Source organism: Pedobacter sp. GR22-10, assembly GCF_026239715.1.
Lineage (GTDB): Bacteria > Bacteroidota > Bacteroidia > Sphingobacteriales > Sphingobacteriaceae > Pedobacter.
Map to the genome: position 1 here is coordinate 300268 of NZ_JAPIVR010000005.1, position 14676 is coordinate 314943.

Annotated in this window: 16 protein-coding genes; 9 read left to right on the forward strand and 7 right to left on the reverse strand. The window is 38.3% G+C overall.

Annotated features, from left to right (window positions below):
- From galE to OQX64_RS20175, 3 genes are read left to right on the forward strand one after another with little or no spacing between them, the layout of a single operon-like run.
- The gene (gene galE / locus OQX64_RS20165) at window positions 1-1023 is read left to right on the forward strand and encodes a UDP-glucose 4-epimerase GalE (protein WP_265820112.1); all 1023 of its coding nucleotides are present in this window, start codon (window positions 1-3) and stop codon (window positions 1021-1023) included.
- Window positions 1024-1581 carry a hypothetical protein gene (locus OQX64_RS20170; protein WP_265820113.1) on the forward strand — a complete coding sequence of 186 codons (558 nt, stop codon included), beginning with the start codon at window positions 1024-1026 and terminating at the stop codon, window positions 1579-1581.
- A 7-nt stretch (window positions 1582-1588) separates the two neighbouring features.
- A complete protein-coding gene (locus OQX64_RS20175; RefSeq protein ID WP_265820114.1) occupies window positions 1589-2326 on the forward strand; it encodes a tyrosine-protein phosphatase in 738 nt (245 codons plus the stop codon).
- Between the two features lie 19 nt (window positions 2327-2345).
- On the opposite strand, the gene OQX64_RS20180 is transcribed toward OQX64_RS20175, so the two are convergent.
- Both OQX64_RS20180 and OQX64_RS20185 read right to left on the reverse strand, forming a co-directional pair.
- Window positions 2346-3575, reverse strand: coding sequence for an ABC transporter permease (locus OQX64_RS20180; RefSeq protein WP_088303080.1), 1230 nt, complete (start codon window positions 3573-3575; stop codon window positions 2346-2348).
- A gap of 153 nt (window positions 3576-3728) precedes the next feature.
- Window positions 3729-4082: a HesB/IscA family protein gene (locus OQX64_RS20185; protein WP_088303081.1), complete on the reverse strand. Its 354-nt coding sequence runs from the start codon at window positions 4080-4082 to the stop codon at window positions 3729-3731.
- Window positions 4083-4175: 93 nt separating this feature from the next.
- On the opposite strand from OQX64_RS20185, the gene OQX64_RS20190 reads away from it, so the two are divergent.
- The 3 genes from OQX64_RS20190 (at window position 4176) to dnaA (ending at window position 8417) form a co-directional block, all read left to right on the forward strand.
- The gene (locus OQX64_RS20190) at window positions 4176-4706 is read left to right on the forward strand and encodes a hypothetical protein (RefSeq protein WP_265820115.1); all 531 of its coding nucleotides are present in this window, start codon (window positions 4176-4178) and stop codon (window positions 4704-4706) included.
- A gap of 251 nt (window positions 4707-4957) precedes the next feature.
- On the forward strand, window positions 4958-6499 hold the full coding sequence (locus OQX64_RS20195; protein WP_265820116.1) for an acyl-CoA mutase large subunit family protein: 1542 nt from the start codon (window positions 4958-4960) through the stop codon (window positions 6497-6499).
- A gap of 487 nt (window positions 6500-6986) precedes the next feature.
- On the forward strand, window positions 6987-8417 hold the full coding sequence (dnaA, locus tag OQX64_RS20200; protein ID WP_088303084.1) for a chromosomal replication initiator protein DnaA: 1431 nt from the start codon (window positions 6987-6989) through the stop codon (window positions 8415-8417).
- Between the two features lie 151 nt (window positions 8418-8568).
- Here the strand turns inward: dnaA and OQX64_RS20205 are convergent, their stop codons facing one another.
- The 5 genes from OQX64_RS20205 to OQX64_RS20225 all read right to left on the reverse strand — a co-directional run bounded on the left by OQX64_RS20205 (window position 8569) and on the right by OQX64_RS20225 (window position 11546).
- Entirely contained in the window at window positions 8569-9129 is a 561-nt protein-coding gene (locus tag OQX64_RS20205; RefSeq protein WP_088303085.1) for an NUDIX hydrolase, read from the reverse strand.
- A gap of 23 nt (window positions 9130-9152) precedes the next feature.
- Window positions 9153-9539: a hypothetical protein gene (locus OQX64_RS20210; RefSeq protein WP_265820117.1), complete on the reverse strand. Its 387-nt coding sequence runs from the start codon at window positions 9537-9539 to the stop codon at window positions 9153-9155.
- Window positions 9540-9649: 110 nt separating this feature from the next.
- Window positions 9650-10435: a TPM domain-containing protein gene (locus tag OQX64_RS20215; protein ID WP_265820118.1), complete on the reverse strand. Its 786-nt coding sequence runs from the start codon at window positions 10433-10435 to the stop codon at window positions 9650-9652.
- A 3-nt stretch (window positions 10436-10438) separates the two neighbouring features.
- The gene (locus OQX64_RS20220; protein ID WP_088303088.1) at window positions 10439-10882 is read right to left on the reverse strand and encodes a TPM domain-containing protein; all 444 of its coding nucleotides are present in this window, start codon (window positions 10880-10882) and stop codon (window positions 10439-10441) included.
- An 82-nt stretch (window positions 10883-10964) separates the two neighbouring features.
- Window positions 10965-11546: a LemA family protein gene (locus tag OQX64_RS20225; RefSeq protein ID WP_088303097.1), complete on the reverse strand. Its 582-nt coding sequence runs from the start codon at window positions 11544-11546 to the stop codon at window positions 10965-10967.
- A gap of 355 nt (window positions 11547-11901) precedes the next feature.
- Between OQX64_RS20225 and OQX64_RS20230 the strand changes: the two genes are divergently transcribed.
- The 3 genes from OQX64_RS20230 to OQX64_RS20240 are packed head-to-tail and all read left to right on the forward strand — an operon-like array spanning window position 11902 to window position 14332.
- Window positions 11902-13443, forward strand: a complete 1542-nt coding sequence (locus tag OQX64_RS20230; protein ID WP_088303098.1) for an NAD(P)/FAD-dependent oxidoreductase — start codon at window positions 11902-11904, stop codon at window positions 13441-13443.
- Between the two features lie 33 nt (window positions 13444-13476).
- The gene (locus tag OQX64_RS20235) at window positions 13477-13941 is read left to right on the forward strand and encodes a DinB family protein (RefSeq protein WP_088303089.1); all 465 of its coding nucleotides are present in this window, start codon (window positions 13477-13479) and stop codon (window positions 13939-13941) included.
- 31 nt (window positions 13942-13972) lie between these two features.
- Window positions 13973-14332 (forward strand): CoA-binding protein, encoded by a 360-nt coding sequence (locus OQX64_RS20240; RefSeq protein WP_265820119.1) that lies wholly within the window; start codon window positions 13973-13975, stop codon window positions 14330-14332.
- Window positions 14333-14676 lie beyond the last annotated feature (344 nt).

Consider the following 14676-nt stretch of genomic DNA (forward strand, 5'->3'; position numbering starts at 1 on the left):
ATGTCAAAAATATTAGTTACCGGTGGAACTGGATATATAGGTTCTCACACCGTTGTAGAATTACACAATGCAGGATACGAAGTTGTTATTGTCGATAACTTATCAAACTCGCATATTAAAATTTTAACCCAGCTACATGCCATTACAGGCAAGTGGTTTGATTTTAATGAAATCGACCTTCAGGATGAAAATGCGGTAAAGGAATTTGCAGCAACCCATTCAGATATCACAGGGATTATTCACTTCGCTGCATCAAAAGCGGTTGGTGAATCTGTTGAGCAACCTTTAAAATATTATAAGAATAATTTTTATGGCTTAATCAACCTGCTTACGTCATTTAACAGGAAGATTGATTTTGTGTTTTCTTCTTCCTGTACCGTTTATGGACAGCCTGATAGCCTACCGGTTACGGAGGCCGCTCCGGTAAAAAAGGCAGAGTCGCCATATGGCAACACCAAGCAAGTGGCAGAAGAAATTTTAGCTGAAACTGCAGCCGTAACACCTGAATTGAATGTTATTGCATTGCGTTATTTTAACCCGGTAGGTGCACATGAAACCGCTTTGATAGGCGAATTGCCAAACGGTGTTCCGGCTAATTTAGTGCCCTTTATTACACAATCAGCCATTGGTACGCGCGGACCGATTACGGTTTATGGTGATGATTACGACACTCCTGATGGTTCTGCTATCCGTGATTATATCCACGTGGTAGATCTGGCTAAAGCGCATGTAGCGGCAATTAAAAAACTGGAAAAGAAAGAAACTTCTTCCAATTATGACGTTTTCAATATTGGAACGGGTAAAGGATCTTCCGTTTTGGAAATTATTTCAGCCTTCGAAACGGTTAACGGAGAGAAATTAAATTATAACCTTGGCCCGAGGAGGGCTGGTGATGTTGTCCAGGTTTATGGTGATGTTACCAAATCGCATAAAGAACTGGGTTGGAAAGCTGAACTGGATATCAACGAAATGATGCGCTCTGCCTGGGAGTGGGAAAAATATATTAAGGCAAACCCTTTTTAAATGAAATTATCGGCGCACAAAGATTTAAAGAACGCAATAACAGATCTGCCTGTGAAGGAAAAAGACCGGCTGTTGTTGCGTTTAATTGCAAAAGACAAAGTGCTTACCGAACATCTTCATTATAAATTACTGGAAGATGAATCAGACCTGGAACACCGGAAAGAAAAAATCAAGGGTGATGTAGAAGAACAGGTGGCCGAATTAAAAAAGCTGAATGCTAAAGAAGCTTTGGTTAAAGTAAGGAAGATGATTACTACGGTAAATCATTTTTATAAGGTTACTAAAGATCCGATTGGAGAAGTTGAACTGAAAATTTTTATTTTAAACCTCGTACCTTTCGAGTATCGAAAATCAACACTTGGCTATCGGGATTACATGATTTTGTTTTCTGCATTTTATTTAAAAACGGTTGCAGTAACCATCAATAAATTTAAAAAATTGCATGAGGATTTACAGTTTGATCTGAGTGAAAACTTAAATGACTTACTGCATAAGATCTATTCCTCCAAATTAGCGTCATCAGCTGAGGCATCAAATCTTCCCAAAGAAATAAATTAATACGGTGATGTTTGGATTATTCAAGAAAAAGAAAATGGTGCCTGAATTTAATTTCTCCACTATTGGTGTGGATATGCATTCGCATATTATTCCAGGGATAGATGACGGCGCACAAACTTTGCACGATGCTATTTTATTAGCCAAACGTTTCAAGGCACTCGGGTTCAAAAAACTAATTGCTACGCCTCACATTATGGCCGATTATTTCAGAAATACGCCCGATACCATTAACCGTGGTCTTGATATTTTAATAAAAGGCCTTAGTGATGTTCAGCTCAATCTGGAAGTAGATGCAGCGGCAGAATACTACCTGGATGAGACACTGGAAAAGAAAGTTAAACAGAAGGAAGTGTTAACATTTGGAAAGGAATACCTGCTTTTTGAGCTTTCATACATCAATGCGCCACCAAATCTGTTTAGTTTTATCAAAATTATTCAGGATGCAGGGTATCAACCCATATTGGCACACCCGGAGCGCTATCCGTATTTCAATCATTCAATTGAAAGCTTACATCAAATTAGAGAAACAGGCTGTCATTTACAGATGAATTCCATTGCTTTAACCGGTTATTATGGATCAGGAGCAAAAAAAGCTGCCGAAGAAATGGTAGAGAATCACCTGGTGGATTTTATTGGCAGCGATATGCATCATCTGAAACACGCAGCAGCACTGGAGCAAAGTTTAAATACCCCTTTCATGCAAAGATTACTCAGTCAGCACCAGCTGAATAATGTAATGATTTGAACCTGTTTAGTCTTTTTCTTTACTCGTACCTCAAGGCTTCTACGGGATCCAAACGGGAGGCTTTCTTTGCCGGATAATATCCCGAAAGAATTCCTACACCTACACATAACACAAAACCTCCGATAATAAATGTCCAGGGGATCAGAAATGCCCCGCCCATGGCCAGTGAAATAATATTGCCCAGAATAATGCCTAAAAATATCCCCAAAGCTCCACCCATTAAACAAATTACTACCGCTTCAATTAAAAACTGACGGCGTATAACTTTAGGGTTAGCACCAATGGCCTTCCGGATTCCGATTTCTCTCGTGCGTTCAGTTACTGAAACCAGCATGATATTCATTAATCCGATTGAGGCACCAATGAGGGTAATAATTCCGATTGCGATGCCACCAACAGCAACAAAAGCCAGGTTTTCAAAGAGTGTCTGCGCAATGGCATCGCTTTTTGTAATTTCGAAGTTATTGGTTTCGTTAATTTTTACTTTCCTGATATTTCTGAATAGCGCGGTAGATTCTCCGATCACATTTTCCTGGTGGTTATTATCTGATACCATCACCGTAATGGTATACGATGGATTGGCATTTGCATTAATTTGCTTTGCTTTAAGTAAGGGCACATAAACAGCCCTGTCTCCGCTAAAACCCATACTGGATCCTTTTTTCTCCAATACTCCAATAATTTTAAAACGGTTATTGCCCACATTAATAAGCTTGTCCATGGGGTCAGTATCTTTAAAAAGCCTGGTCACTACTTCGCCACCTACAATGCAAACATTACCTCCCATTTTTACTTCTGAGGCACCAAAGTTTCTCCCTTCAGAAAGATTTAATCCCTGGGATGCGAGACCATTTTCATCAATACCTTGTATATTGATATTGGGGTTGGTTTTCAGGTTACCGTATTTAATGGTAGAACCACTACTTGCAACCACACTTACTGCAACCGTTGCCGGAGCGTTTAAGCTATCTTTAAATTTAATGGCATCTTCATATCTGATTGATTTGAAAGGTTTGGGTCTTTTTCCATTCCCAATTCTGATCCCTGTACCCCGGTTTCTGATGGTAAATGAGTTTGCACCCATACTGCTAAAGGCATCTGTCATACTTTTTTTTACAGCATCAAGTGTGGTGAGGATTCCAACCAGGGCCATTAATCCGATCGCAATTATCAAGGCGGTAAGCATGGTACGCAAACGATTACCCTTAATGGATTCTAATGCCAGTCTGATGTTTTCTCTGTAATTCATTATTGTAGTATAGGGTATTATTGTATCGGGTATCAAGATTGGCATTAAAGCCTTAAACCCTATACCAATTACCTTAAACCCCTGTTGTAAAAATAAAAAAAGTCCCGATGTTTAGACAAGGGGACTATACTTTATGTTACAATAATTTTTTTTTTATGCAGAGAAGCTTGTGCCGCAACCACAGGTACTGGTAGCATTAGGATTTACAAAGGTAAAGCCACGTGAGTTTAACCCATCCTGCCAGTCGATCATCATGCCCATTAAGTACATTTGATGGGCTTTGTTCATGAAAACTTTAATGCCGTCAATAAAAAACTCCTGATCGCCCTCTTTTTTCTGGTCGAAGCCTAAAACATAGTTCATTCCGGCGCATCCACCACCCTCAACGCCTACACGCAAACCATAATCTTCGCCAATTTCCTGCTGATCTTTCAATTTATATAGTTCTTTAGAGGCTCCCTCAGAGAAAGTAACCGGTGCAAATGTGGTATCAACTGTTGTGCTCATATCTATTTAAATTTTATCTGTTACAAATATAAATAATAATGCACATTTTTGCTTTCAGCGGTTCGTTAAAATTACCGTAATTAAACAATACCTATGAATACCCAACAGATTTTAACAAACGTAGTGATCCTATTTGTCGGCATTTTTACTGCCCTGATGGCTGTGTATTACATTTTAAAAAGTGATATACAACGTTTTTTCAACTTAAAGGATATAGAACTAAATAAAGAAAGCAGGGCACACCTTTTGCCTTTGCGTTTGCAGGCACATGAGCGATTAATTATTTTTACTGATCGTATCAATCCGGCTAACCTGTTGGTGCGTTTACATCAACAAGGGATTGGCATTTCGACACTTCAGGCAGGCATACTAAATGAACTGAAATCTGAGTATCAACATAATATTACACAACAATTGTACGTGGATAGTGTTACCTGGAATGTGGTGCGTAAATTAAAGGATGATACCATTGGGATGATTAATAATGCTGTTAGTGGTTTGCCGGCAGATGCAAACGGAATAGAATTAAGCAAAGCAATTTTAACACACATGGCAAGTATTGAGGAGAATCCTTATGATTTAACGATTGAATTGATTAAAAAAGATATACAAAGATTGTTTTAGCTGTAAAACTGTGGAGATGATTAGTTGGGAAGATGCATGGCAATTGAATATTCAGCATTTACCCTCATCAGGTATTAGGGATGGTTTTTATAGCTGAATAATCAGCCTGTTAGTCAATATAGAGAGAAAATGTTTGGCATTTGTTTTAAGCAAAGTTAATTAAGGAGATATTTTAAGGATATTTAATGCAAATCAAACACATCAATAGATCTGAACTGTTGTTCAACTAACCACCTTTTCAACCTCCCGCTATGAAACATACCACAACTTCCGGAATCGAGATTAAAGAATTATACCTTTCAGCTAAGCCTATGGAAGAAAAGCCTGGTGAATTTCCTTTTACCAGGGGTATTCAGAAGGATATGTATCGCGGGCGACTATGGACCATGCGTCAATATGCCGGTTTTTCCACTGCTGAAGAATCTAATAAAAGGTATCATTATTTGCTGGCGCAGGGAACCACAGGCTTATCTGTTGCTTTCGATCTCCCTACCCAGATTGGATACGATTCTGATCATGAAATGGCTGACGGTGAAGTAGGGAAGGTTGGTGTGGCCATTGATTCATTGAAAGATATGGAGATCCTTTTTGATGGCATACAGTTAAAAGATATCACTACCTCCATGACGATTAATGCAACGGCTTCCATTTTGTTGGCCATGTACATTGCACTGGCGAAGAAACAAGGTGCTGATCTAAAGCAGATATCCGGTACCATTCAGAACGATATACTGAAAGAATATGCTGCCAGAGGGACATATATTTATCCGCCGAAGCAATCCATGCGTTTAATTACTGATATTTTTGAATTCTGTAGTCAGGAGGTTCCAAAATGGAATACCATATCCATTTCAGGCTACCACATCCGTGAGGCGGGTTCTAGTGCGGTGCAGGAGCTTGCCTTTACATTGGCGAATGGAAAAACGTATCTGAAATCAGCTATTGATAAAGGCTTGGATATTAATGTTTTTGCAAAACGTCTGTCGTTTTTCTTTAATTGTCACAATAATTTTTTCGAGGAAATCGCTAAATTCAGGGCAGCCAGAAGGATGTGGGCAAAAATTACAAAAGCGCTTGGTGCTACAGATGAAAAGGCGCAGATGCTGCGTTTTCATACCCAAACCGGTGGTTCTACCTTAACAGCACAGCAGCCACTCAACAATGTTATCCGGGTAACCAATCAGGCCATGGCAGCTGTTTTAGGCGGTACACAATCCCTGCATACCAATGGTTATGATGAGGCCCTTTCTTTACCAACAGAGGCTGCGGCGAAAATAGCCCTACGTACACAGCAAATTATAGGTTTTGAAAGTGGTGTAACTGATACGGTAGACCCATTGGCTGGTTCTTTTTTTGTAGAAAATTTAACCGATGAAATAGAAGCAGCAGCCTGGAGATATATTGATAAAATTGATGCCATGGGTGGATCAGTTCATGCCATTGAAAGTGATTATATGCAAAATGAAATTGCTCACGCGGCTTATGAATATCAAAAAGAAATTGAAACTGGTGAAAGGATTTCTGTTGGGGTAAATAAGTTTACCCAACCTGAGGAAGAATTCACAGAAGTATTTAAAATTGATGAGTCCATTAGAAAACTCCAGGCAGATAAGCTGAGTCATTTAAAAAACGTTCGCAACCGTATGGCTGTCGAGCAGGCATTAAGGTTATTAGAGGATGGCGCAAACGGGGATGCCAATCTGATGCCGCTGATTATTGATGCAGTAGAAAAGTATGCCACTCTCGGAGAAATTGCCGATGTCATGCGCAAAACTTTTGGTGAGTACAGGTAATACGACTGCAGATATTTTAGCAATAACTATTCAAATTATGGATTCCAAAATGCTCCATACCGTCCTTGTATTGGAAAAAACACATTGCTTAAAGTTCAGTATATCTTAGGTAAATGCCCCTTGCTTTTATTCGGCCTAAACTTAGTGCATTAATTATCAGTACATTGAATTTTGTGAAAGATAAAAACTACAAATCATCGCATAACTGAAAATAAAATGGCTTGGAATTTGCTCGTCTGAAATCAATATTTCGCAAAGAAAATATAATGTTCATTTAAAGCGAAATGTGGATAAAGTATGTTAGTAAATAGTTATCAACATAAAAAATTGAGGTTAACTATGCTACGGTATTACCTGTCAGTAGGTTACGATTTATTTCAGATTTTTGTTTAAAATGTTGATAATTTTCTCAATATTCGTAATCCCGAAACGGACCATCTGGTATAGTCAAATTGGTACTGGAAATCAACAAATTATATAAATTGCAATGGAAAAAACTTGTACTGAAGTGTGGAAGAACTGTCTTCAAATTATTAAGGATAACATCCCGACCCAAAGTTTCAAAACTTGGTTCGAGCCTATAACAGCCCTTAGATTAGAAGGTAAGGTTTTAACCATACAAGTGCCAAGTTTATTCTTTTATGAATGGCTTGAAGAACACTACGTAGGCTTGCTGCGTAAGACAGTAAAAAAACAACTTGGAGAAGACGGCAGACTGGAATATAATATCGTTGTTGATAAATCATCAAACAGTGGTAATCCTTATACTACAAATATGCCCTCAAATGGAAATGGTGCAGAAGCTAAAGTGCAGTCAATGCCCATTCCGGTTTCAATCAACAAGGACATTAAAAATCCTTTTATTATCCCTGGATTAAAAAAATTAAATGTTGATCCACAATTAAACGCTAATTACACTTTTGAAAATTATATAGAAGGAGATTGCAACCGTTTGGCACGATCTGCTGGTTACGCTGTAGCTGCTAAACCCGGAGGGACTTCATTTAACCCGTTAATGATTTATGGCGGCGTAGGTTTAGGTAAAACGCACTTGGCACAGGCAATTGGTAATGAAATAAAACGCAGCATGCCAGATAAACTGGTCATTTATGTAAGCTGTGAAAAATTCTGCCAGCAGTTTGTAGACTCATTAAAAAATAATACGATTAATGATTTTGTCAACTTTTACCAGGCGATGGATGTGATCATCATGGATGATGTGCATAACTTTGCCGGTAAAGAAAAAACCCAGGATATTTTCTTCCATATTTTCAACCATCTGCACCAATCAGGTAAACAGGTTATCTTAACATCTGATAAAGCACCTAAGGATTTGGCAGGTTTGGAAGAACGTTTATTAAGTCGTTTTAAATGGGGCTTATCTGCCGATTTACAAATCCCTGATCTGGAAACGCGTATTGCGATCTTAAGAAAGAAAATGTATGCAGATGGTATTGAGTTGCCAGGTGAAGTAGTAGAATACGTAGCACACAATATTGATAATAACGTTCGTGAGCTGGAAGGAGCGATGGTTTCCTTACTGGCACAGGCTACTTTAAATAAGAAAGAGATCGATTTAGCGTTAGCTAAGCAGATGTTAAAGAATTTTATTAAAAATACTACGAAAGAAATTTCGATGGAGTATATTCAGAAGTTGGTATGTGAGTATTTTGAAGTTCCGGTTGATATGGTAAAATCTCAAACCCGTAAACGCGAAATTGTACAGGCACGTCAAATTTCGATGTATCTGTCTAAAAGTCATACCAAATCTTCATTGAAAACCATAGGTGCTTTCTTCGGTGGTCGTGATCACAGTACCGTAATCTATGCTTGTCAAACTGTTGAGGATTTAATCGATACAGATAAGAAATTTAAAGCTTATGTACACGATATTCAAAAGAAATTGAAAATGAGCTAAGCGCGGTTTAAGGCAGAAGTTTAAAACGTTGGTTTTTGCCTGGTTCCATCAAAATAAAAGTCCTGATTTGAAACTCAAATCAGGACTTTTATTTTTAATATTTAGTCGGTTGAATCGCTTTTATTCGTATGTCAGGTGGCATCATGTAAAACTAATCTTGAAGCATGCTTTCAATTTCAGCTAAACCATAATGTAATGCTGCAACGTGAATACACTGGGCAATTCTATTCTCCTTCAGCAGTTGTTTCACTTCATCTATAGTATACTCTTCTACATTCAGGATTTCATGCTCATCCAGATGTTGTTCATGTGTTTTAATTCCGCCAGTAAGCAAATAAGTAAAGGTTCTATTATTTGCCGTAGCCGGATTAGGATAAAGTTCAGCAATAAGTTTACAGGTTTTAAAAGTGTATCCTGTTTCCTCCATCAACTCTCTTTTGACTCCAGCTTCCGGGCCCTCGTCGCCATCAATTACACCACCCGGAACTTCAAGCGATACAATGTCTGCGCCATGACGATACTGACGCACCATAATCATTTTTCCTTCATTTGTTAAAGCGATGGCAGTAGCCCAATCGGGATATTCTAAAACAAAATAGTCATCTTTAACCGTTCCGTTTGGCAACTGCACTTCATCTACCCGTAATGTAGCCCACTTCTCTCTCACTAAATATTTAGAGGCAAGTTTTTGCCACTTTTCAATCCTGGTCATAAATCGTTATTCAAAATGGTATATCAGATATATTGCTGTATCGTTTTCTGGCGATATAAATTCACCAAATGTACAATCTTATGCTCATCTGCTAAATACTGATAAATCAAATTCAGTTTAGGCGCAATAACCTGATTCTTTTCGGTACTGATTCCCAGTTCATAGTAAAGAAACTCACTTAAAGAATCTAATTTCTCAGCAGGTAAATTGCATTTATGCAACCAGTTTTCAAAAGTAGTCCTGTCTTCACTTTCCAATATATCGACTGGTAAAGTAAAGCTGTTCTCCATCGTTTCATTGAACAGCTCTTCAGCATCTTTTAATTTGCCTTCCAGTTTTAAGCCCATTATTTTAGCTAAAACCTCAGCAAGTTTCTGAATTTCTGCTGTGATTAAGTCTTTCCTGTACATGGTAGGTTCTTGTTTTTATTTAAAATGCCTTTGTAACATCAAAAGCGTGGAACATTCCAACATAAAGTCTAAAGTCTAAAGTCTAAAGTCTAAAGTCTAAAGTCTAAAGTCTACCAGCTTCCGCTGGATCCGCCTCCGCCGAAACTTCCTCCTCCAAAACCACCAAATCCACCACCACCGGAAGATCCTCCGCCAAAACCGCCGCTGCCCCAGCCACTGTTTCCGCCTCTGCCGCCAGCACTTCCAAAAAGCATTCCCCAGAATAATGCATTCGACGCACCACGTCCGCCAATGACACTTCCGCCACCACCACCGCCTTTGCGCATGATGATGATGATAATAACCACGATGAAGATCACGATAAAGATACTTCCCGCACCTCCTTTTTTTGACGATGAAGCTTTAGGGCTATCATTTTTATATTCTCCTCTGGTATATTTAATAATCGATGTTGTACCCGCATCTAGTCCGGCATAATAGTTTCCGGCTTTAAAATTTGGCTTGATGTCATTATCTATAATACGTTTGGCATAAATATCCGGTAGTGCACCTTCCACTCCATACCCCGTCTGGATCGAAATTTTTCTGTCTCCAACGGCCACAACGATCATGATGCCATTATTTTTACCTTGTTGACCTACACCCCATTTTCGGCCTAATTCTACAGCATACTCATTGATATCATAATCGCCAACAGATTTTAAAATAGCAACCGCAATTTGTGTGGAAGAAGAATCATTGAAAGTGACAAGCTTTGTTTCCAATGCCTGTTTTTGATCGGCAGATAGTACATTGGCATAATCATTCACCAGGGTATTGGGTTTCTCCGGAAAATTTTGTGCAAAACCAAATGTGAATAAGCAACAGCATAACGATAAAAGGAATAATTTTTTCATTGCTTATTTGTTTTCGGGTTTATCCATAAATACAATATCATTAGGCAATTCGTTAATATCTCCTTTTTGAGGAGGAAAAAACAAGGCTAACTTTTCTCCAGCCAATGCCACTCCTGCAATAATTCCATCGGCGAGATTACCTTTAGCAAAGTGAGCTGTCATGGCGATCTTGGTGGTTTCCCAGAAATCTTCAGGTACAACTTTGTTAATTCCCGAATCACCAATAATGGCAAATTTATGATCGGCATGGGCAAGATAAATTAAAACACCATTTCTTAGAGATGTTTTATCCATGTTTAGTTTAGCAAAATACGCTGTGGCTTTTTCATAAGGATCACCTTCACAGTGTTTATCAATGGCAATTCTTAATTCACCCGAGGTTGCTTTCTCTGCATCTGAAATGGCCTGAGCTATTTTATCTTGTTCAATATCTGAAAATAACGACATGATTCTGTTTTAATTGAAGTAAAAAGGGTAGTATGTATTTAGGAATTAAACACACACTACCCTGAAATATTTTAGTCTGATTTTAAAATTCTACTTTAGGTGCATTTTTTGCAGTGGCATCTGCTTCAAAATATCCTTTGGGTTTAAAGCCAAACATGCCTGAAGTTAAATTTGTAGGGAATGACCTTATTTTTCCGTTATATTCTTGTACCGCATCGTTAAAATCTTTTCTGGCAACAGTAATTCTGTTTTCAGTGCTTTCCAGCTGAGCGGATAAATCACTGAATTGCTGTGTTGCTCTTAATTCAGGATAGGCCTCTGTAATCGATAATAATTTACCTAAGGCCTGGCTTAATTGCCCTTGTGCGGCCTGATATTTCTGAATGTTTTCGGGCGTTAAATCATCCGCATTCACTGTCATTTGTGTGGCTTTTGCGCGCGCCTCTGTCACTGCAGTTAATGTTCCCTGTTCAAACTTAGCTGCGCCCTTAACTGTGCTCACTAGATTTGGAATTAAATCTGCCCTTCTCTGGTATTGCGTTTGTACGGTTCCCCATTTTGATTTTACATTTTCATCAAGCTTAACCATGCTGTTATATCCGCATGAACTTAAAGTGGTAACTGCAATGACAGCAGCTAAAATTCCAAATACTAATTTTTTCATTTTTATAGTTTTATCTTTTGTTGTCAACTGATTATTTTTCAATTTACGAATGAGATCACAAAATCCGTTCCTTTGTTACAATTTAAGTGAAAACATGACAAGTTGTATATAAAGCATGGATTATTTGCAATTCTAAACAGGAATATTTGGCAAATAAAAGAAAAGAAGTTGTCCAGAATAATTCGACGGAAGATTTTTATTCAGAATCAATAATGGTTTTTAATATCATCAACGTTCATCACGATATGATTTTAGGATGAGCTGTATATTTAGATAGCCAGTTTATACCTTTGCTTAAATACTGAATTTTCTATTTATCTTTGTGCTAATTCAGGATAAAAACCTGACTGTTTACATGCAAAAAGATATCGAAATTACATTGCTGCCACATGAGGTAACGCAATCCGAAACGATCAAAACCAAGCTTTCCGAAACGTTAAAAGTATCTGAAGATCGCATTAAGGCATATGATATTTTAAAACGCTCAATAGACGCCAGATCACGAAAGGTGATTTTCCGGGTGTTGGTTAGCGTTTTTGTTGACGAAATGCCTCAGCCAGAAATCAAGGCCATTCATTACCCAAACGTTAAGGATGCAAAACCTGTTATTATTGTTGGTGCGGGGCCGGCAGGATTATTTGCTGCTTTGCAATGCATCGAAAATGGATTAAAGCCCATTATCATCGAGCGCGGAAAAGATGTTAAACAACGCCGCCGAGATTTAGCCGCCATTAATAAACAGGGTGTAGTTAATACGGAATCTAATTATTGTTATGGAGAAGGTGGAGCCGGAACCTATTCTGACGGTAAACTTTATACACGATCTAACAAACGTGGTGATATTAATAAAGTACTTCAGGCATTTGTAGATCATGGTGCAGAAAAAGACATTTTAATTGATGCCCGCCCGCATATCGGCACCAATAAATTACCGCATATTATTACAGCCATCAGAGAAACCATCCTGAATGCAGGGGGTGAAGTGATGTTTGATAGTCAAATGACGGACTTATTGATCGAATTTGGGAAAGTTAAAGGCATAGAAATTAATTTCGAAGAAAAATTATTCGCTGATGACCTTATTCTGGCTACCGGTCATTCTGCCAGGGATATATATGAATTATTGAACAGAAAAAATATCCGCATCGAGGCAAAGCCTTTTGCCCTTGGGGTTAGAATTGAGCATCCACAGGAAATCATTGATGCCGCTCAATATCACTGCGATACACGATCTGAATTTCTTCCTCCGGCTTATTATAGCCTGGTTGAGCAGGTTGGGGCGCGTGGCGTATTTTCATTTTGTATGTGTCCGGGGGGGATTATCGCACCCTGCGCAACAGGTGAAAATGAAATTGTGGTGAATGGCTGGTCGCCATCTAAACGGAATAATCCATTTGCCAACTCCGGCACTGTGGTTCAGGTTACTTTAGATGATGTGCTGGGTTATGATCCTTTAAGAATGTTGAATTTTCAATCTGAAATTGAAAAAATTGCTTTTGAGGCTGGTGGAGGAAACTTAGTTGCGCCAGCACAGCGGATGGTAGATTTTGTAAACAATAAACTTTCCATCGATTTACCTAAAAATTCTTACCTCCCGGGCACAAAAAGTGTTATGCTTGATAATATTTTACCAGAATTCGTATCTAAAAGTTTAAAAGGTGCGCTTCCATTGTTTGGGAAGAAAATTAAAGGCTACTACACAAACGAGGCGATTTTGGTTGGTGTAGAAAGCAGAACATCATCACCTGTTCGTATTCCGCGTGACAAAGAAAGCTATCAGCATCCTCAAATAAAAGGATTGTATCCCTGTGCGGAAGGAGCGGGCTATGCAGGTGGAATTGTGAGTGCTGCTATCGACGGAATTAATTGCGCAAATGCAATCTTGGCTACCCGATAACAAACTTTATAATAACCAGATTGTTCTTCTGTTATGTTTAGTATTATAAAAGAAGTTCAAAAAGCATTTAATGGCGATTCCTGGCACGGCAACCATGTCATGCAAACTTTGAATAATGTTGATCCGGGAAAAGCTTTTCAATATTTTATCCCAAACGCACATTCCATCGCAGAAATTGCATTACACTTAACTGCCTGGACGGAGGAAGTTACTTCTCGTTTAATGGGAAATCCTGATGCTGAACCTGCTATAGGTGATTGGCCGGTTCCTGTAGAAAAAACACCTCAGGCCTGGGAAAGAATCATCTTTAATTTTAAAACTGCAAACGAAGAACTTATTCGCCATATCGGGAATATAATGGATGAAGACTGGAATGATTCTTCTAAAGAAGAACTTAGTGTAGTTGGTACAAGTATCACTTTTATGGAACTTTTAAATGGTCTGGTACAACATCATGCTTATCATGCTGGGCAAATTGCATTGCTTTCCAAGTTTTAACCCTGCATTATTTAGTTAAATTTTAATTCAAATGAAAAAGACATTAATAATAGGTGCATCTCCGGATCCAACAAGATATGCTTATAAAGCAGCGCATATGTTAACGCGTTTTAATCATGAAATTGTGAATGTTGGTATTAAAAAAGGTGAAGTTGCCGGTGTAGCCATTGAGCAGCCAGGTAAAATTCATCATGATGTTGATACAATAACACTATATATTGGCCCTGCCTTACAGCCGCAGTACCATGATTACATATTAGAAACTAAACCAAAGCGGGTGATTTTTAATCCGGGTACAGAAAATTATGAATTGGAAAAGTTGCTTGATCAGCATGGAATCGAACCATTAGAAGCCTGTACTTTAGTTATGCTAAGTACCGGACAATATTAAATATATTGATAGGGATTAGTTTCTACCTAATACGACTGGTCTGTTATTAGTGGTAAGCTAATCCTGAATCATAATTCAATAGTTACATGTTTTAAATAATAAGGCATGTCATAGTTTTTTATCTAACACTTTGCTAAACTAGCGATTAACCTTTCAACCTCCCTACAGCCAAAATAAAATCACCTTTACCGCCTCTATGTTCTCTATGCCTCTATGGTTTAACATAACTTGATCCGGTCTTTCTTCCTGAAAACCGCCCCTGCAAACACTGCTGATTTAAAAATGTTTTATTTATTTTAATTTTTTATGGATGATTTACAGCGGGTTATGTTTTTAGGGGTAAA